Below are 19,172 nucleotides of genomic sequence, written 5' to 3' on the forward strand. Positions count from 1 at the left end.
TCCCGGCATGCTCGTCGCCGCTGCCGTGTGCCCCTGTCCGCCATTGCTCGTCCCGGAGGTCGCCGCCGGTGCCGCGGCCGAGCTGGACGGGCTGCGGGCCGCCTGCCTCGACGCCGTGGCCGTGCTCGCCGCGGCCCGGCCCGACCGGCTGGTCGTCGTGGGTCCCGCCGGCCCGGCGGGCCGTGGCACGCACCCGCAGGGCGCGGTGGGTTCGTTCCGGGGCTTCGGCGTGGACGTGCAGGTGCAGCTCGGGGCCGGCGGACCGGCCGGCGAGCGCGAGCTGCCGTTGTCCCTGGCCGTGGCCGCCTGGTTGCTGTGGCGCACGGACTGGTCGGCCGCGCCCGTGGAGGGCCTGGCGGTCGAGGAGCCGCTGGAGCCCGGGCGCTGCCTGGAGCTGGGCCGCGGGCTGGCCGACGGCGCGGCGCGCACGGCCCTGCTGGTGATGGGCGACGGCAGCGCCTGCCGGAGCCTGAAGGCCCCCGGCTATCTCGACGAGCGCGCCCAGCCCTTCGACGCGGAGGCGGCACGCGCCCTGGGAGCCGCCGACACCGCCGCCCTGGCCGCCCTGGACGCCCGGCTGGCCGGCGAGCTGCAGGCCGCCGGACGCGCCCCCTGGCAGGTGCTCGCAGGGGCGGCCGAGGGCGCCGGGCTGCGGGGCGAGCTGCTCCACGACGAGGCGCCCTACGGCGTGGGCTACGTGGTGGCCGCCTGGTCCTGAGGGCGGACATGGCGACGGCCGTGGAGCAGCTGCTCCACGGCCGTCCGCCGACGAGGTATCAGGAGGTTCCGGAGCCCGTGCCGCCGCCCTTCTCGCCGCCCTCGGCGAGCTTGCCGAGAGCGTCCTTGGCCTTGCCCGTGCCGGACTCGATCTGGCTGCTGTACTTGCCCTTGGTCTTCTCGTCGACCGCCTTGGCAGCCTTCTCCAGCCCCTGCTCGATCTTGCCCCCGTGCTGCTGCGCGAGGTCTGCCGCCTTGTCCTTGAGCGGGTCGAGCTTCGCCTTGAGGTTGTCCAACAGACCCATGGGAACCGCCTTCGTCTTTCCTCGTTCAAGCCGTCATTTGCGGGCGCTCTCCCCGGCTTCGCTGTCGGCCGCCTGGTCCGCGGACTGCTGCTTGGGGATGTCCACTCCCTCGGCAGCCTCGCCCTCGGCGCCGTCCTCGGTCTCGGCCGCCTGCTCCGGGGCTGCCTCCTCCGGCTTCGCTTCGGCCGTCTCGGCGGCGTCGGCGGAATCCGCCGTCAGAGTGGCAGCCGCGGCCTCTTCCGTTGACGCCGAGGACGACTTGCGGCGAAACCTTGAAAACACGCCCATATCTACTCCATAACCTTACTGGTGTGAGCGAAATCCCGCGCCGTCCGGAGCGCCTCATTGCGCCGCTCCCGGACACCGGTCCGTGAACCGGCTCTCGGAACCTCGCAACAGGCAACGAGGCCGTCGGCGTCGCGTCACGTCGCTCGTTCGTGGGGCACTCCCGAGGTTTGGGACACTGAACCGGTGAAAAACGCACTTCCCGCACCCCGGGTCATCGCCGTCGTCGGCCCCACGGCGGCCGGCAAGTCCGATCTCGGCGTGGCCCTGGCCCAGCACTTCGGCGGCGAGGTCGTCAACGCCGACTCCATGCAGCTCTACCGGGGCATGGACATCGGCACCGCCAAGCTCACCGAGGCCGAGCAGCAGGGGGTGCCGCACCGCCTGCTCGACATCTGGGACGTCACGGAGACGGCCAGCGTCGCCGAGTACCAGCGCCTGGCTCGCGCGGAGATCGACCGGCTGCTCGCCGAAGGACGCACCCCCGTGCTCGTCGGCGGCTCGGGCCTCTACATCAAGGGCACCATCGACGCCCTCGAGTTCCCCGGCACCGACCCGGCCGTCCGGGCCGGGCTGGAGGCCGAACTGGCGGAGCTCGGCCCCGGCGCCCTGCACGCCCGGCTGGCCGCCGCCGACCCGGATGCCGCCCGCGCGATCCTGCCCGGCAACGGCCGGCGCATCGTGCGCGCCCTGGAGGTCATCGAGATCACCGGCCGGCCCTTCACCGCGAATCTGCCGGGCGAGCGGCCCGTGTACGACGCCGTGCAGATCGGTGTCGACGTCGAGCGTCCCGAGCTGGACGAGCGCATCACGCTGCGGGTGGACCGCATGTGGGAGGCCGGGCTCGTGGACGAGGTGCGCGCGCTGGAGCGCGAAGGACTCCGCGAGGGGCTCACGGCCTCCCGCGCGCTCGGCTACCAGCAGGTGCTCGCCTTCCTCTCGGGGGAGTGCACCGAGGACGAGGCGCGCGCCGAGACCGTTCGCGCCACCAAGAAGTTCGCGCGCCGCCAGGACTCGTGGTTCCGCAGAGACAGCCGGGTCCAGTGGCTGAGCGGCGCCGCCGACCGGCGTGCGGAACTCCCGCAGGAAGCGCTGGCGTTGGTCGAACGGGCGATTACAGCCTGATCACGTGATGGCATCGGGACGCTCCGGGCGACATGACGGACCGTCCGGGCGTGCCATCATCAAGCTTCGATCGAGCCGTGAAGTCCGAATCTGGGAGGGCGCGTGGCGATGGAGGCCGGCCCTCGCGACAGACCGCAGCAACCGCAGCGCAGGGGGCACCCCCCGGTGGCCGGGGGAGAGCCGGAAGCGCTGACGCCGGACGGACCCGAGGACGTGCCCGGCAGCGCACCGGAGAGCACGGTGCCCGCGTCGTTCCGCGAGCTGCGCCCGCAGCGCAGGCTCCGCCTGTGGCAGCTCGCACCGATCGTCGTGCTCGCCGCCGTCGGCTCGCTGATGTTCGCCTTCCCGCTGGCCTTCGAGTTCGGCGACGGCGGCCCCGTCGTCGCCATGCTGGGCCTGCTCCTCAGCTGCTGCGCCGCGGGCTGGGGCGTGATGGCCGCGCGCCGCGTGGGCTACACCTGGCCCGGCCTGCCGCCGCGCGGATCCGGCCGCCGGCCGGACTGGCGGTACGTGGCCATGTACACCGTCATGGTGGCCGTCATGGTCGTGCTCGCCGTCTGGCGGGTGGCCCGCCTGCGCTGACCGCCCGGCCTCGGGTGCTGTCACAGGCGCCTCGTACCATCTAAGGGTGAGCACTGCGCAGATCGCCTTCCTCAAGGGCCACGGCACCGAGAACGACTTCGTGATCGTCCCCGACCACGAGGGCCGCATCGACCTGTCCCCGGCCGACGTCGCCCGGCTGTGCGACCGCCGCGCCGGCATCGGCGCCGACGGCGTCCTGCGGGTCGTCCGGTCCGCCGCGCACCCCGAGGCGCGCGCGATGGCCGCCGAGGCCGAGTGGTTCATGGACTACCGCAACAGCGACGGCAGCGTCGCCGAGATGTGCGGCAACGGCGTCCGCGTCTTCGCCCGCTACCTCGAGCACGCGGGCCTCGCGGAGGCCGGCGACCTCGCGATCGCGACCCGTGCCGGCATCCGGCGGGCCCACATAGCCAAGCCGTCCCCCTCCGGCGAGCCGGGCGGGGTCACCGTCGCCATGGGCCGCGCCCTGCTGCCCGAGGGCGACGTCACCGTCACCGTCGGCGAGCGCAGCTGGCCCGCGCGCAACGTCAACATGGGCAATCCGCACGCCGTCGCCTTCGTCGGCGACCTCGCCGACGCGGGGAACCTGTTCACCGCCCCCGCCGTCGCCCCGGCCGCCGCCTACCCGGACGGCACCAACGTGGAGTTCGTCGTCGACCGCGGCCCGCGCCACGTCGCCCTGCGCGTCCACGAGCGCGGCTCCGGCGAGACGCGCTCCTGCGGCACCGGCGCCTGCGCGGTGATGGTCGCCACCGCCCGCAGGGACGGTGCCGATCCGGCGGTCACCGGCACCCCGGTGACGTACACCGTGGACGTGCCCGGCGGGCGCCTGGTCATCAGCGAGAGCCCCGACGGCACGGTCGAGATGACCGGCCCCGCGGTGATCGTCGCGGAGGGCGTGTTCGACGCCTCCTGGCTGTCGGCCGTCGGCTGACGCCCCTGCACGAACGGCGCCCCGGTACCGGGCTCCGGTGCCGAACTCCCTCGAATGGGTGATCCGTTTCACTCTGGGCGAGAGCGGGTCAGCGGTGCGTGATGGGCTCGGTAGCATCAAGCACCGGTCTGGAGGCGCCAGCCGACCGCCGGTCGACGCTGCCGGAGGTGCCCATGAGCGCAGAGGCCACGAACGCAGGTGCTCCCGGCCGCAGGCGCGGCCGCCGCATCGACTTGAGACGGCTCGGGCGCGCCGCGCTGAGCGGCTCCGGGGCCCGTGGCCGGCTCCCCGACGCCATCGACCACGTCGCCAAGGTCCACCGCAGCCACCACCCCGGCGCCGACCTCGACATCCTGCGGCGCGCGTACGTCCTGGCCGAGTCCTCCCACCGCGGCCAGACCCGCAAGAGCGGTGAGCCGTACATCACCCACCCTCTTGCGGTCACCCTGATCCTGGCCGAACTGGGCGCCGAGACGACGACGTTGACGGCCTCCCTGCTGCACGACACCGTCGAGGACACCGAGGTGACGCTCGATCAGGTGCGGGAGCAGTTCGGCGAGGAGGTCCGCTTCCTGGTCGACGGCGTCACCAAGCTGGAGAAGGTCGACTACGGCGCCGCCGCCGAGCCCGAGACCTTCCGCAAGATGCTCGTCGCCACCGGCAACGACGTCCGCGTGATGTCCATCAAGCTCGCCGACCGGCTGCACAACATGCGCACCCTCGGCGTGATGCGCCCCGAGAAGCAGGCCCGCATCGCCAAGGTCACCCGCGACGTGCTGATCCCGCTGGCCGAGCGGCTGGGCGTGCAGGCGCTCAAGACGGAGCTGGAGGACCTGGTCTTCGCGATCCTGCACCCCGAGGAGTACGCCCGCACCCGCGAGCTCGTCCTGGCCCACGCGGGCTGCCCGGACCCTCTGGAGGCGACAGCCGGCAGCGTACGGGCCGTCCTGCGCGAGGCGGACATCAGCGCCGAAGTCGTCGTCCGCCGCCGCCATTTCGTCTCCGTGCACCGGGTGCGCCTGAAGCGGGGCGAGCTGACCGGGTCCGACCTGGGGCGGCTGCTCGTCCTCGTCGCCGAGGACGCCGACTGCTACGCCGTCCTCGGCGAACTGCACACCTGCTTCACGCCGTTCATCTCGGAGTTCAAGGACTTCATCGCCGCGCCCAAGTTCAACCTCTACCAGTCGCTGCACACGGCGGTGGCGGGCGAGGGCGGCCATGCGGCCGAAGTGCTCATCCGCACGCACCAGATGCACCGTGTCGCCGAGGCGGGCGTCGTCGCCCTGGGCAACCCCTACGCGGCACCGGAGGCGCCCGACGCGGCCGACGGCGAGCGCGCCGACCCCACCCGCCCGGGCTGGCTGTCCCGGCTGCTGGAGTGGCAGCGCGCCACTCCCGACCCGGACACCTTCTGGTCCTCCCTGCGCGACGAGCTGGCCCAGGACCGCGAGATCACCGTCTTCCGCGCCGACGGCGGCACGATCGGCCTCCCGGCAGGCTCCAGTTGCATCGACGCGGCCTACGCGCAGCACGGCGCCGGTGCGCACGGCTGCATCGGCGCCCGCGTCAACGGCCGCCTGGCAACGCTGAGCACGGTCCTGCACGACGGCGACACCCTGCACCTGCTGATGTCCCGGGACGCCTCCTCCGGACCCGCTCCCGACTGGCTCGACCACGCCCGCACCCCGGCGGCCCGTATCGCCATCGGCGGCTGGCTCGCCACCCACCCGCTGCCGGACCCGGCAGCAGCCCCGGCCCCGCCCGTGCCCCCGAAGCCCACTCCGCGCGCCGTCGCCCCTGCGGCCCGCAGACCGGTCGCCGTCGTCGCCGAAGGCGCGGCCCTGGCGGCTGCAAGCGTGCGTCTCGCGGGCTGCTGTACGCCTGTGCCGCCGGACGAGGTGACCGGCTTCGCCGTCCGCGGCGGGGCGGTGACCGTGCACCGTGCGGAGTGCCCTGCAGTGGCCCGGATGGTCACCTCAGGGCGTGAACGGGTGACCGTGCAGTGGCGCACTCCGGACGGCGAGGGCGGCGGCGACTACCGGGTCACCCTGCGGGCCGAATCGTTCAGCAGGCCGCATCTGCTCGCCGACCTGACCGAGGTGATTGCGGCTGAGGGCGCAGCCGTCATCTCCGCCGCCGTCGAGCCGCCGCACGAGCAGCGCGTGCGGCACACCTACACCCTCCAACTGCCGGACGCGGCGCAGCTGCCCGAGCTGATGCGTGCCATGAAGCGGGTGCCGGGGGTCTACGACGTGGAGCGGGCCGGACGGACGGTGGCCACGGCGCCGTTGTGACCCCGGAGCGTGGGGCCGGCGACTCTTCAAGCGTTCTCGGCGGCTCCCTCCGAGTCAACAAATCGTCATACGACCATTTGAGACGCTCGTATGGGTGTGACGGCGTCGTGGCGCCGCCATGCGGTGATCATGCGCTGGTAGCCGTGGACGCATGCCGCACTCACCCGGGACGCCTTCCCGGCGGCGCCGGCGGTTGCGCCGTCGTTCCGCCGCCCTCGTCGTCGCTGCCGCCTTCCTGATCGGTGCGGTCGACCCGCCGGCCGTGGCGGCGGTGGGGGTCGACGACCGGCTGTTCCCGAACCTCGGCAACCCCGGCTACGACGTCACCTCGTACGACCTCTCCTTCGACTACCGGGCCAAGGACCAGCCGCTCGAAGCCGTCACGACGATCGTCGCCAAGGCCACCGCACCGCTGGGCCGCTTCAACCTCGACTTCACCCACGGCACGGTCCGTTCGGTCCAGGTCGACGGCGCGCCCGCAGTCTTCGCCCCCGTTCAGGAGGACGTGGTCGTCGCCCCGGCCCGCGCGGTCCCGCAGGGCGCGACGTTCACCGTCACCGTGCACCACACCAGTGATCCGCGCGGCAACACCGAGGCGGGCTGGGTGCCCACGACCGACGGGCTGGTCATGGCCAATCAGCCCGACGGTGCTCACCGGGTCTTCCCCGGCAACGACCATCCGTCCGACAAGGCGCTGTTCACCTTCCACATCACCGCCCCGAAGGATCTGACCGTGGTGGCCAACGGGCTGGCCGCAGGCCGCACCACACAGGGCGACCGCACGACATGGACGTACCGCACCGTCCACCCCATGGCCACCGAGCTCGCCCAGATCTCCATCGGGCACTACGCCGTGCCCCGGCGCACCGGACCGCACGGACTGCCCGTCCGGGACGTCGTGCCGGCCGAGAGTGCCGGGACGCTGGAGCCCTGGCTGACGAAGACGCCGGACCAGATCGTCTGGATGGAGCGGAAGGCCGGCCCGTACCCCTTCGAGAACTACGGGCTGCTCGTCGCCGACGCGTCCACCGGATTCGAGCTGGAGACACAGACCCTCTCCCTCTTCGAGAGCGGCATGTTCAGCCGGGCCGGCATCCCGCCCTGGTACATCGAATCGATCATGGTGCACGAGCTGGCCCACCACTGGTTCGGCGACAGCGTCAGCCCGCGCACCTGGTCCGACCTCTGGCTGAACGAGGGACACGCCACCTGGTACGAGGCGCTGTACGCCGAGGAGCGCGGAGGCACGAAGCTGGAGGACCGGATGCGGGTCGCCTACCAGCTCTCCGACCAGTGGCGGGTCGAAGGAGGGCCGGTCGCCGTTCCCAAGCCGCCCGTCCAGGGCAGCAAGGAGGGCATCTTCCGGTCGAACGTCTACGACGGCGGCGCGCTGGTGCTCTACGCCCTCCGGCAGCGGATCGGCGCCCCCGCCTTCGAGCGGCTGGAGCGCGAGTGGGTCACCCGGCATGCCGACGGCACGGCCTCGACCGCCGACTTCACCGCCCTCGCCACCGAGGTCTCCGGGCACGACCAGGCGGCGTTCCTGAACACCTGGCTGTACGGCGGGCGGACCCCGCCCATGCCGGGCCATCCGGACTGGAAGGCGGCCACGGCGAAACTCGCGTGACGGTCCGGCGACGGCCATGGGACCATCGACGGGTCGGCGAGGCAGCCGTCCCCGGGAATCTCCGGGGGCCACCGGGCGTTGTCGACGCTGAGAGCTCCCGTCCGGGGGCAGTCACCGATCATCACGTAAGGATCAAATGACCTCCTCTTCTTCCCTTCCCCAGGACCGGCAGAGCCTCCCGGAGAGCCTTCGGGCCGACGCCCTGATGGAAGAGGACGTCGCCTGGAGCCACGAGATCGACGGGGAGCGCGACGGCGATCAGTACGACCGCTCCGAGCGTGCGGCGCTGCGTCGCGTCGCGGGACTCTCCACCGAGCTGGAGGACGTCACCGAGGTCGAGTACCGGCAGCTGCGCCTGGAGCGCGTGGTGCTGGTCGGCGTCTGGACCTCGGGCACGGTCCAGGACGCCGAGAACTCCCTCGCCGAGCTCGCCGCCCTCGCCGAGACCGCGGGCGCTCTCGTCCTGGACGGTGTCGTCCAGCGCCGCGACAAGCCGGACCCGGCCACGTACATCGGCTCCGGCAAGGCGCAGGAGCTGCGGGACATCGTCCTCGAGTCGGGCGCCGACACCGTCGTCTGCGACGGTGAGCTCAGCCCCGGCCAGCTCATCCACCTCGAGGACGTCGTCAAGGTCAAGGTGGTCGACCGCACCGCCCTGATCCTCGACATCTTCGCGCAGCACGCCAAGTCCCGTGAGGGCAAGGCGCAGGTCTCCCTGGCGCAGATGCAGTACATGCTGCCGCGGCTGCGCGGCTGGGGCCAGTCGCTCTCCCGGCAGATGGGTGGTGGTGGCTCCGGTTCGTCCGGCGGCGGCATGGCCACCCGTGGTCCCGGTGAGACCAAGATCGAGACGGACAGGCGGCGGATCCGCGAGAAGATGGCGAAGATGCGCCGGGAGATCGCGGAGATGAAGACCGGCCGTGACATCAAGCGCCAGGAGCGCCGGCGGAACAAGGTCCCGTCGGTCGCCATCGCCGGGTACACCAACGCCGGCAAGTCCTCGCTGCTCAACCGGCTCACCGGTGCGGGCGTGCTGGTGGAGAACGCCCTGTTCGCCACCCTGGACCCGACCGTGCGCCGGGCCGAGACCCCGAGCGGGCGGCTGTACACCCTGGCGGACACCGTCGGCTTCGTCCGGCACCTGCCGCACCATCTCGTCGAGGCATTCCGCTCCACCATGGAGGAGGTCGGCGACTCCGACCTGATCCTGCACGTGGTGGACGGCTCGCACCCCGCGCCGGAGGAGCAGCTGGCCGCCGTGCGCGAGGTCATCCGCGACGTCGGCGCGGTGGACGTGCCGGAGATCGTCGTGATCAACAAGGCGGATGCGGCCGACCCGCTCGTCCTGCAGCGACTGCTGCGCATCGAGAAGCACTCGATCGCGGTGTCGGCGCGGACGGGCGAGGGTATCCAGGAACTGCTCGCGCTGATCGACTCCGAGCTGCCCCGGCCCGCGGTCGAGGTCGAGGCGCTTGTGCCGTACACCCACGGCGCCCTGGTCGCGCGGGCCCACGCCGACGGCGAGGTGCTCTCCGAGGAGCACACCTCGGAGGGCACCCTGCTCAAGGCGCGGGTGCACGAGGAGCTCGCGGCCGAGCTCCGGCAGTACGTCCCGGCGGCCCGTTCCTGAGCGGTCCGACGGAAAAAGGAGGGTCACCCCGACGCGGTCGGGGTGACCCTCCTTCATGTCACCTGCGGGTGACTACTGGTTGGAGAACTTCTGGCTGACGGCGTTGTAGACGCCCTTCGCCTCGGGGCCCAGGTGCGGGCCCGCAAGCCAGGTGCTGTTGGCCGGGCCGATCGAGGTGTTGGAGACCAGCACCGCCTTGCCGTCCGGGCCCTGGGTGAACCAGCCGCCGCCGGACGAACCGCCGGTCATCGTGCAGCCGATGCGGTACATCGTCGGCTGCGCCGCGTCGAGGCTCAGCCGGCCCGGACGGTCGACGCAGTCGTACATCTTCTGACCGTCGAAGGGCGGCGCTGCCGGGTAGCCCCAGGCGCCCATGCTCTGGACCGACTTCACCTGCGGGACGTCGAAGTCGACGGTCAGGGCGTTGCCCACCGTCTCCTCGAGCGACTTGCCGGATCCGGCCTCGGGCTTCACGTGCAGGACGGAGAAGTCGTACGGAGCGCCCGCACCGCCGGTCTCGGCGCCCTGGCCGATCCACTGCGAGGAGGTCTGGGCCCAGTCCGCCCACCACACGCCGTACGGGGCGACGTCCTGCGCGGGGGCGCTGTTGACCTGCGCGCCCGGGAGGCCCTTGTCGTTGTAGGACGGCACGAAGGCGATGTTGCGGTACCAGCCGCCCTTCTGGCCGGCGTGCACGCAGTGGCCTGCGGTCCACACCAGGTTGGACTTGCCGGGGTGCGCCGGGTCCTTGACGACCGTGCCCGAGCAGACCATGTGGCCCTCGGGGCTGTCGAAGAACACCTTGCCGACCGGTGCTGCGTTGTTGTGGTACGGCAGGTCGACGGACTTGGCCTGGACCGGGGACGGCTCGGGGTCGGTGACGCCCTGGTCGCCGGAGGATCCGGGGGCGGTGCCCGGAGCGCTCTGCTTGGCCAGCGTCTTGTCGCTGGAGCGGGCGTCCTTCATCGTGTCGGGCTTCCAGTGGCCCTTGATGACGGGGTTGATGAAGTCCCGGGCCTCACGCAGCCACTGGTCCTTGTCCCAGTTCTTCCAGGCCCCGTCCTGCCACTTCTTCTTCCACTTCTGGATGTCCGCGGCGGAGGTGGGGAGCCCCTTGGGCAGCTGGACGCTGTCGTCACCCTTCTGGCTCGCTGCCGCGCTGGGGTTGTCGCTGCCCGCGGCCTTGTCGTCGGACGGGCCGCATGCGGTGGCGGTCAGCGCCAGCGCGGCGGTGAGGGCGGCCGTGGCCAGGGCCGACCGGCGGTTCGATGGCATGGAGTGGGTCCCCCTGAGGCATCTGTACGTCTTCTTGCGAATGCCCGCCGAATGCGTGCATTTGATGTGAACTTGTCATGCAAAAACCCGGTGAAGGGCAGGGCCCTACTATGCCGGTGCCGTGGGAGACGGGTGCTGCCGGGTCCTCGGTTCCGGTTCGAAGGATCTTGTGCCCGAGCCGTGATCCGCAGCGCGCGGCGTCGTTGGTACGCACGGGGGACAGTCGGCCGGAGACCAGCGGCGGAAGAGAGGACCCGGAGCCGTGGCCTTGACCCAGCTACCGTCTGCGGTGCCGCCCGAGGCGCCGTCGTCCGCGCCGTCTGCCGCTCGTACGTACGCCCGCTCGCTTCCCGTCGTGCCGGTGCGGGCCCGCGGACTGACGATCGAAGGGGCGGACGGCCGCCGCTACCTCGACTGCCTCTCGGGAGCGGGAGCCCTCGCGCTCGGCCACAACCACCCCGTGGTCCTCGAAGCCATCCGCTCCGTGCTCGACTCCGGCGCCCCGCTCCACGCCCCCGGGCTGGCCACCCCCGTCCAAGAGGCCTTCACCGGCGAGTTGTTCGCCACGCTGCCGCGCGGTCTGGCGGAGTCCGGCAGGATCCTGTTCTGTGGGCCGGGCGGCAGTGACGCCCTCGACACCGCGGCCCGGCTCGTGAGGGCGGCAGCAGGGCGGGACGGGCAACTCGTGGCCTGTCGGCCGGAAAGCCCGTACGACTCCACCGCACCCGGCGGAGCCGGACCTGCGGGGATCCTCGTCGAAGCCGTCCAGGGCCGGGACGGCGTGCAGCCCGCACCGGACGCCTGGCTGCGCCGGGTACGGGCGGACGCCACCGCCCGCTCACTCCCGCTCGTCGCCGACGAGACCGAGACCGGAGTCGGCCGCACCGGAGCGTTCTGGGCCGTCGGGCACAGCGGGATCGTTCCCGACGTGATGGTGCTGTCCAAGGCCATCGGCGGCAGCCTCCCGCTCGCCGTCGTCGTCCACCACGACAGCCTCGGCTCCGGGCAACCCGCAGACCCCTCAGGCATTTTCCGCGGCAATCAGCTCGCCATGGCCGCGGGTACGGCCACGATGCGCTACGTCAGAGAGAACGGTCTGGCCGAGCGGGCGGCGGTACTCGGCGAGCGCATGCTGAACGGACTGCGCCCGCTGGCGCGCGCGTACGGATGCGTGCAGGACGTCCGCGGGCGAGGACTGATGATCGGCGTCGCCTGCGGGTACCCGGACGCACCGGACGATGTATCCGGACGCTCAGCCGCACCCGCACAGGCCGCCACTGTGCAACAGGAGTGTCTGAGCCGCGGGCTGATCGTCCAACTGACCGGTCGGCGCACCTCCGAGATCCGCCTCATGCCACCCCTCACCATCACCGACGAACAGGCGGACGCCGTGCTCGACCGGCTGTCCGACGCCATCGCCACGGTCTCCCGCACAAGCCGCCGCATCCCCACCCCCCGAACGCCGAAGGAGGCAGGCGCAGCATCCCCGGCCCGTACGCCGTGATCCATGCACGCCGCACACCCATGAGCGCATCTCCGTACGCCGATGCGGCCACCGTCGGCCATCTCGCGCCGGACGCACAGCCGCCGTCCCCCGCGACGACCGTGCCCCGCCCCGCAGCCCCCCACGACCCCCCGCCGCACGGTGCACCCGACCTCTTGGACCACCCCGACCCGGTCACCGCGGCGGATGCCGCCGCCACCGAGAACCTGCTGCGCTGCTGGGTGCGCGAGAACGGGGTCGCCCAGCCGCACGGCGACACCCTGTACGTGCCGCTCACCGCCAGCGGAACCGTTCTCCACGTGCCGGTGCACTACTGGTCCGTCACCGGGTGGCACCGCTTCGGCGCGCCCGTGCTCGGCGGATGCCCCGACGACGCACCGGCCCTCGACGCCGCCACGCTGGCCGCCCTGCTCGGCCGGGAGGCCGCACACCACGCGGCGCGGACGGACGGGCCCGCCGCGCGGGACGCCGCCGGACTCGTCGGCCGTGTCGTCGACTCGGTGCATCGCACCGCCGGATACCTCGCCGACCGGCGCGCCCGGCCGGCGGACCCGGACACCGGTCACCTCTTCCTGCACTGTGAGCAGTCCCTGATCCTCGGTCATCCGCTCCACCCCGCGCCCAAGAGCCGTGAGGGGCTCGCCGAGTCCGAAGCGGACGACTTCTCGCCGGAGTCCAGAGGATCGTTCCCGCTGCACTGGTTCGCCGTCCACCGCTCCGCGCTGGCCACGGAGTCGGCCTGGACCGAGCGCGGCCGCGGCGTCGACGCCCCCACCCTGACGGCACGGCTCGCCGGACCGGCCCTGGAGGCCGAACTCCCGCCCGACACTGTCGCCTTGCCGCTCCACCCCTGGCAGGCCCGCACTCTGCGCCGCCGCCACGACGTGGCCCGGCTCTTCGCCGAGGGCCTGCTCCACGACCTCGGGGTGAGCGGCGAGCCGTGGTTCCCCACCTCCTCCGTGCGCACCGTGCACCGGCCCGGCGCACCCGCGATGCTGAAGCTCTCCCTCGGCCTGCGCATCACCAACTCGCGCCGGGAGAACCTCCGCAAAGAGCTGCGGCGCGGCGTCGAGGTGCACCGGCTGCTGCGCAGCGGACTCGCCGAGCGGTGGCGCACGGCCTGCACGGGCGGTCTCGGCTTCGATATCGTGCGGGACCCCGCCTGGCTCGCGGTGGACACCCCCGACGGCACGCCGGTGCGCGGGCTGGACGTGGTCGTCCGGCACAACCCCTTCGGCCCCGGGGACGACGCCGCGTGCGTCGCGGGCCTCGTCTCGCCCCGCCCGTGGCCCGGCCGGGCCACGCCCTCCGGACAGCCCGCGGTCTGCTCGCGGCTCGCCCACATCGTCGCGGGCCTGGCCCACCGGACCGGGCGGCCGGCGGGCGCCGTCTCCGCAGAGTGGTTTCTGCGCTATCTGGACGCGATCGTGCGGCCCCTCCTGTGGCTCGACGGCGAGGCGGGCATCGCCCTGGAGGCCCATCAGCAGAACATTCTGGTGCTCCTGGACCGCGACGGCTGGCCCGTCGGCGGGCGCTACCGCGACAACCAGGGCTACTACTTCCGGGCATCCCGGCGGGCGGAACTGGAGCAACGGCTCCCCGGCATCGGCCGTGACAGCGACACGTTCGTCCCCGACGAGGTGGCCGACGAGCGGTTCGCCTACTACCTGGGCGTCAACAACATCCTCGGTGTGATCGGGGCGTTCGGCTCCCAGCACCTCGCCGACGAACGGATCCTGCTCGCCGCCCTCCGCCGCTTCCTGCAGGACACCTGCACCGGGCCCGCCCCCACCCGCTCCTCCCTCCCGGGGCACCTGCTCGGTTCCGCGGCACTGCGCTGCAAGGCCAACATGCTCACCCAACTGCGCGGGCTCGACGAGCTCGTCGGCCCGGTCGAGACGCAGTCGGCGTACGTGACGATCGCCAACCCCCTCGCCCTTCCCGCCGGATGAGCGCCGCGACCCCCGGCCCCGGGGCGAACGGGGCGGACGGCACGACCGGAACCGTCGGCGAGGGCGACACGCTCGAACTGCGCACGGCCGACGCGTTCTCCGACGAGCTGGCCCACGCTCTGACCCGGGAGCTGCAGCACGGACCGGCGCAGCAACAGGACGGGGCATGCGGCGACTTCATCGAACTCGTCGCCTGCGACCGCCCGGGGTCCCCGGCCGCCGGCCGCGGCCCGGAGCTCCTGGACGGCCTGGCCGACTGGGGCCCCGTGAGCACCGAGGCGGGGCCCTTCCAGCTCGTCCCCGTGCGCATCGAGCGCGACCTGCAGCTCGTCGCGCAGTGGATGAACGATCCGGCCGTCGCCGCCTTCTGGGAGCTGGCGGGGCCCGACAGGGCCACCGCGGACCACCTCCGGGCCCAGCTCGACGGCGACGGACGGAGCATCCCCTGCCTCGGCGTCCTGGGCGGCGTCCCCATGAGCTACTGGGAGGTCTACCGCGCGGACCTCGATCCCGTCGCCCGGCACTACCCGGCCCGTCCGCACGACACCGGACTGCACCTGCTGATCGGCAGGGTGGCCGACCGGGGCCGCGGCATCGGCACCCACCTGCTGCGCCGGGTCGCCGACCACGTCCTGGAACACCGGCCCTCGTGCACCCGGGTCGTCGCGGAGCCCGACCTGCGCAACACCCCCTCCGTCGCGGCCTTCCTCGGCGCGGGCTTCCGGCTCACCCGGGAGATCGAGCTGCCGGGCAAGCACGCGGGGCTGATGATCCGCGACCGTGCCCTGCGCGGCCTCCTCTGACCTCGGCCTTCTCCGTTCGGGAGCCCGATGTCACTGCCGCCCTTTAGGCTGGCTGCGCTATGACTGCCTCCTCCTCGCCCTCCCTCACCGACCTGCTGCACGCCGCCGTCTCCGCCGTCGGCGGCACCGAGCGGCCCGGCCAGGCCGCCATGGCGCAGTCCGTGGCGGACGCCATCGCGGACGGTTCCCACCTGCTCGTCCAGGCCGGCACCGGTACCGGCAAGTCGCTCGGCTATCTCGTGCCCGCCCTGGCCCACGGCGAGCGCGTCGTGGTCGCGACGGCGACGCTCGCGCTCCAGCGCCAGCTCGTCGAGCGCGACCTCCCGAGGACGGTCGAGGCGCTGCACCCGCTGATGCGCCGCCGCCCGGAGTTCGCCATGCTCAAGGGCCGGTCCAACTACCTGTGCCTGCACCGGCTGCACGAGGGCGCACCCCAGGACGAGGAGGACGGGCTCTTCGACGTCTTCGAGTCCGCCGCGCCGACGAGCAAGCTCGGCAAGGACCTGCTGCGGCTGCGCGACTGGTCGGACGAGACCGAGACCGGCGACCGCGACGACCTGACCCCGGGCGTCTCCGACCGGGCCTGGTCGCAGGTCTCCGTCACGTCCCGGGAGTGCCTGGGTGCCTCGAAGTGCGCCTACGGTGCCGAGTGCTTCGCCGAGGCGGCCCGAGAGCGGGCCAAGCTCGCCGAAGTGGTCGTCACCAACCATGCGCTGCTCGCCATCGACGCCATCGAGGGCGCCCCGGTCCTGCCGGGCCACGAGGTGCTGATCGTCGACGAGGCCCACGAGCTGGTCTCCCGCGTCACCGGCGTCGCCACCGGCGAGCTCACCCCCGGCCAGGTCAACCGCGCGGTGCGCCGGGCGGCGAAGCTGGTCGACGAGAAGGCCGCGGACGCCCTGCAGACCGCGTCCGAGAGCTTCGAGCGGCTGATGGAGCTGGCCCTGCCCGGCCGCCTGGAGCAGCTCCCCGAGGATCTCGCCCACTGTCTGATGGCCCTGCGCGACGCCGCGCGCACGGTCATCACGGCCATCGGCAACACCCGCGACAAGTCCGTCCAGGACGAGGACGCCGTCCGCAAGCAGGCCCTCGGCGCCGTGGAGAACGTCCATGCGGTCGCCGAGCGCATCGTGCAGGGCTCCGAGTACGACGTCGTCTGGTACGAGCGGCACGACCGCTTCGGGGCCTCGCTGCGCGTGGCGCCGCTCTCGGTCTCCGGCCTGCTGCGCGAGAAGCTCTTCAGTGAGCGCTCGGTGGTCCTCACCTCGGCCACGCTCAAGCTCGGCGGCGACTTCAACGGGGTGGGGGCCTCGCTGGGCCTGGCCCCCGAGGGCGTCGAGGGCGAGGACGTGCCGCAGTGGAAGGGCGTGGACGTCGGCTCGCCGTTCGACTATCCCAAGCAGGGCATCCTCTACGTCGCCCGGCACCTGTCCCAGCCGGGGCGGGAGGGCAGCCGCACCGACATGCTCGACGAACTGGCCGAGCTGATCGAGGCCGCGGGCGGGCGGACGCTGGGCCTGTTCTCCTCGATGCGGGCCGCGCAGGCCGCCGCGGAGGCGCTGCGCGGGCGGCTCGACATGCCGATCCTGCTGCAGGGTGAGGAGACGCTCGGCGAGCTCATCCGCACGTTTGCCGGGGACGCCAGGACGTGCCTGTTCGGCACGCTGTCGCTCTGGCAGGGCGTCGACGTCCCCGGAGTGAACTGCCAGCTCGTGGTGATGGACCGGGTGCCCTTCCCGCGCCCCGACGATCCTCTGATGAGCGCCCGGCAGCGGGCCGTGGAGGAGTCCGGCGGCAACGGCTTCATGGCCGTGGCCGCGACGCACGCGGCGCTGCTGATGGCGCAGGGTGCGGGCCGCCTGGTACGGGCGGCGGGGGACCGAGGGGTGGTCGCGGTGCTGGACCCGCGCCTGGCGACGGCCCGCTACGGATCCTTCCTCCGGGCCTCGATGCCCGACTTCTGGTACACCACGGACCGCAATCAGGTGCGCCGCTCACTGGCGGCCATCGACGCGGCGGCGAAGGCCGCGGAGGGCTAGGCCGTCGGACACGGCCTGGCCAGAATCTGCCCCGGGCCGCCGGGCAGCGGCCCCGGACGGAGCCTCCCTGGCAGCCGTACGAGCGGGCCCCGGAACCGGCGCAGTGGTTCCGGGGCCCGGTCTCTCGGGGCTTTCACACCCGGCGCAGGACGGCCACGACCTTGCCGAGGATGGTCGCCTCGTCGCCGGGGATGGGCTGGTAGGAAGCGTTGTGCGGCAGCAGCCAGACGTGGCCGTCCTCGCGCTTGAAGCGCTTGACGGTGGCTTCGCCGTCGAGCATGGCCGCCACGATGTCGCCGTTCTCCGCGACGGGCTGACGGCGCACCGTCACCCAGTCGCCGTCGCAGATCGCGGCCTCGATCATGGAGTCGCCGACCACCTTCAGGACGAACAGCTCGCCGTCGCCCACGAGTTGGCGGGGGAGCGGGAAGACGTCCTCGACGGACTCCTCGGCCAGGATGGGGCCGCCGGCGGCGATCCGGCCGACGAGGGGGACGTAGGAGGCGGCGGGCTTGCCGGTGGTATCGGTCGGCTGGGTGCTCGGCTGGTCGGAGCCGCGCACCTCGTACGCGCGGGGGCGGTGCGGATCCCTGCGCAGGAAGCCCTTGCGTTCCAGCGCCATCAGCTGGTGGGCCACGGAGGAGGTGCTGGAAAGCCCCACCGCCTGCCCGATCTCGCGCATGGAGGGTGGGTACCCGCGGCGCTGGACGGAGTCCCGGATGACCTCGATGACACGGCGCTGCCGGTCCGTGAGGCCCGAGCTGTCCGCACGGATTCCTGGTGGGCGTCCGGGGAGCGAGCGGGCCGGCTTCTGCCCCTCGGCGTTCATGGCTGCGTCATTCATCGGGTGCGTCTGGTCGAGTCGGTTCTGGGAGCGGTCCTGGGCGGTGATGGTGGCGCTGTCTGCGGTGGTGGTCACGTCGGCCCCTCTCGAGATGTTCTCCCTAGCTGGACAACGGTAGTTGCTTTCGAAAGGTTGCGCCAAACACACGTTCGAGTGAAATATCGAGGATCGGCTGACGCGATCAGGCGGCAGGGTGTACGGGCAGAGATCGATTCCACCCATTACGGTACTCTTCGGTTCGAAGTCCGCCGGTTCGCGGGGACCGCCGACCGGGTGGCTCCGGCTACGGACCGACCCGTTCCGGCCGGGTTGCGGCGGGGTCCGTCCGGGTCTGCGGGCGCTGAGCGCCCGGCGCCGCGGCACCGGGTCCAGTGTGGCATCAGAAGCCGTGCGGACATGCCCCGAGAGCCCCTCGCGTACGCTCGTGTCCTGCCCCCGCGGCGCGACACGCGCTGTGGGTCATTGGCTGCCCGGCACCAGATCTAGTGGTTTGATTGCGGCGGCTACCCACAAGTTGTGGTCGACGGCCCTCCCCCGGTCATTCCCGGTCGTGGTCATCGCCTATGCTGGGGGCTGCTTCGCGGGGCCCCTCCCAGGGCCCGTCGAAGCGGAGATCGTGCACAGTTTTCTCGAGGTTTCTCGGGGTTACCCAGAGGGTGAAGGAGGGTGGAGAGCCATGCACTGCCCCTTCTGCAGGCACCCCGACAGCCGCGTGGTCGACAGCCGGACCACCGATGACGGCTGTTCGATCCGCAGGCGCCGCCAGTGCCCCGACTGCTCCCGCCGGTTCACCACCGTCGAGACCGCGTCGCTGATGGTGATCAAGCGCAGTGGGGTCACCGAGCCCTTCAGCCGCAACAAGGTCATCTCCGGCGTGCGCAAGGCGTGCCAGGGCCGCCCGGTCACCGAGGACGCGCTGGCCCAGCTCGGCCAGCGGGTCGAGGAGGCGGTGCGTGCCACGGGCAGCGCCGAACTCTCCACGCACGACGTCGGGCTCGCCATACTCGGCCCGCTCAAGGACCTCGATCTCGTCGCGTATCTGCGGTTCGCGTCCGTCTACCAGGCCTTCGACTCGCTCGAGGACTTCGAGGCGGCCGTCGCGGAACTCCGCGCTGGCGCCCCCGGTCCCGCGCCGGCCGAATGCTGCGAAGGCTGCGAAGGGCCCGCAACCGATGCTGGCGGCCGCGGCGGGGACACCCCCGGAGTCCCCGCGCCCGCCGTCGCCGCCGACTGAGGCGGCGGCACACCAGACCTGC

Annotated in this window: 16 protein-coding genes; 12 read left to right on the top strand and 4 right to left on the bottom strand. The window is 72.5% G+C overall.

Annotated elements, in window-relative coordinates:
* Positions 1–7 precede the first annotated feature (7 nt).
* Positions 8–718 carry a class III extradiol dioxygenase subunit B-like domain-containing protein gene (locus ACLHRZ_RS09145; protein ID WP_490417800.1) on the top strand — a complete coding sequence of 237 codons (711 nt, stop codon included), beginning with the start codon at positions 8–10 and terminating at the stop codon, positions 716–718.
* A 58-nt stretch (positions 719–776) separates the two neighbouring features.
* Here ACLHRZ_RS09145 and ACLHRZ_RS09150 read toward each other — a convergent pair whose 3' ends face one another.
* Both ACLHRZ_RS09150 and ACLHRZ_RS09155 read right to left on the bottom strand, forming a co-directional pair.
* The gene (locus ACLHRZ_RS09150; protein WP_490417801.1) at positions 777–1,022 is read right to left on the bottom strand and encodes an antitoxin; all 246 of its coding nucleotides are present in this window, start codon (positions 1,020–1,022) and stop codon (positions 777–779) included.
* Positions 1,023–1,055: 33 nt separating this feature from the next.
* A complete protein-coding gene (locus ACLHRZ_RS09155; protein ID WP_490417802.1) occupies positions 1,056–1,310 on the bottom strand; it encodes a hypothetical protein in 255 nt (84 codons plus the stop codon).
* A gap of 183 nt (positions 1,311–1,493) precedes the next feature.
* Between ACLHRZ_RS09155 and miaA the strand changes: the two genes are divergently transcribed.
* The 6 genes from miaA (at position 1,494) to hflX (ending at position 9,499) form a co-directional block, all read left to right on the top strand.
* Positions 1,494–2,432: a tRNA (adenosine(37)-N6)-dimethylallyltransferase MiaA gene (gene miaA / locus ACLHRZ_RS09160; protein ID WP_490417803.1), complete on the top strand. Its 939-nt coding sequence runs from the start codon at positions 1,494–1,496 to the stop codon at positions 2,430–2,432.
* 108 nt (positions 2,433–2,540) lie between these two features.
* On the top strand, positions 2,541–3,014 hold the full coding sequence (locus ACLHRZ_RS09165; protein ID WP_490418051.1) for a hypothetical protein: 474 nt from the start codon (positions 2,541–2,543) through the stop codon (positions 3,012–3,014).
* Between the two features lie 46 nt (positions 3,015–3,060).
* Positions 3,061–3,948, top strand: coding sequence for a diaminopimelate epimerase (gene dapF / locus ACLHRZ_RS09170; protein ID WP_490417804.1), 888 nt, complete (start codon positions 3,061–3,063; stop codon positions 3,946–3,948).
* 173 nt (positions 3,949–4,121) lie between these two features.
* Positions 4,122–6,242, top strand: coding sequence for a RelA/SpoT family protein (locus ACLHRZ_RS09175; protein WP_490417805.1), 2,121 nt, complete (start codon positions 4,122–4,124; stop codon positions 6,240–6,242).
* 151 nt (positions 6,243–6,393) lie between these two features.
* Positions 6,394–7,869 (top strand): M1 family metallopeptidase, encoded by a 1,476-nt coding sequence (locus ACLHRZ_RS09180; RefSeq protein WP_490417806.1) that lies wholly within the window; start codon positions 6,394–6,396, stop codon positions 7,867–7,869.
* 136 nt (positions 7,870–8,005) lie between these two features.
* A complete protein-coding gene (hflX, locus tag ACLHRZ_RS09185) occupies positions 8,006–9,499 on the top strand; it encodes a GTPase HflX (RefSeq protein WP_490417807.1) in 1,494 nt (497 codons plus the stop codon).
* Between the two features lie 72 nt (positions 9,500–9,571).
* Here the strand turns inward: hflX and ACLHRZ_RS09190 are convergent, their stop codons facing one another.
* Positions 9,572–10,774 (bottom strand): trypsin-like serine peptidase, encoded by a 1,203-nt coding sequence (locus ACLHRZ_RS09190; protein ID WP_490417808.1) that lies wholly within the window; start codon positions 10,772–10,774, stop codon positions 9,572–9,574.
* Positions 10,775–11,036: 262 nt separating this feature from the next.
* On the opposite strand from ACLHRZ_RS09190, the gene ACLHRZ_RS09195 reads away from it, so the two are divergent.
* Genes ACLHRZ_RS09195 through ACLHRZ_RS09210 form a run of 4 tightly spaced genes read left to right on the top strand, consistent with a single transcriptional unit; the run spans position 11,037 to position 17,072 of the window.
* Positions 11,037–12,278 carry an aminotransferase class III-fold pyridoxal phosphate-dependent enzyme gene (locus ACLHRZ_RS09195; protein ID WP_490417809.1) on the top strand — a complete coding sequence of 414 codons (1,242 nt, stop codon included), beginning with the start codon at positions 11,037–11,039 and terminating at the stop codon, positions 12,276–12,278.
* Between the two features lie 20 nt (positions 12,279–12,298).
* Entirely contained in the window at positions 12,299–14,230 is a 1,932-nt protein-coding gene (locus ACLHRZ_RS09200; RefSeq protein ID WP_490417810.1) for an IucA/IucC family protein, read from the top strand.
* On the top strand, positions 14,227–15,033 hold the full coding sequence (locus tag ACLHRZ_RS09205; RefSeq protein WP_490417811.1) for a GNAT family N-acetyltransferase: 807 nt from the start codon (positions 14,227–14,229) through the stop codon (positions 15,031–15,033). Before ACLHRZ_RS09200 ends, ACLHRZ_RS09205 begins: the two co-directional genes overlap by 4 nt.
* A 59-nt stretch (positions 15,034–15,092) precedes the next feature.
* The gene (locus ACLHRZ_RS09210) at positions 15,093–17,072 is read left to right on the top strand and encodes an ATP-dependent DNA helicase (RefSeq protein ID WP_490417812.1); all 1,980 of its coding nucleotides are present in this window, start codon (positions 15,093–15,095) and stop codon (positions 17,070–17,072) included.
* Between the two features lie 133 nt (positions 17,073–17,205).
* On the opposite strand, the gene lexA is transcribed toward ACLHRZ_RS09210, so the two are convergent.
* Positions 17,206–17,991 carry a transcriptional repressor LexA gene (gene lexA, locus ACLHRZ_RS09215; protein WP_171083174.1) on the bottom strand — a complete coding sequence of 262 codons (786 nt, stop codon included), beginning with the start codon at positions 17,989–17,991 and terminating at the stop codon, positions 17,206–17,208.
* 601 nt (positions 17,992–18,592) lie between these two features.
* Between lexA and nrdR the strand changes: the two genes are divergently transcribed.
* On the top strand, positions 18,593–19,150 hold the full coding sequence (gene nrdR, locus ACLHRZ_RS09220; RefSeq protein WP_490417813.1) for a transcriptional regulator NrdR: 558 nt from the start codon (positions 18,593–18,595) through the stop codon (positions 19,148–19,150).
* Positions 19,151–19,172 lie beyond the last annotated feature (22 nt).

The organism is Streptomyces sp. AM25, assembly GCF_058146165.1.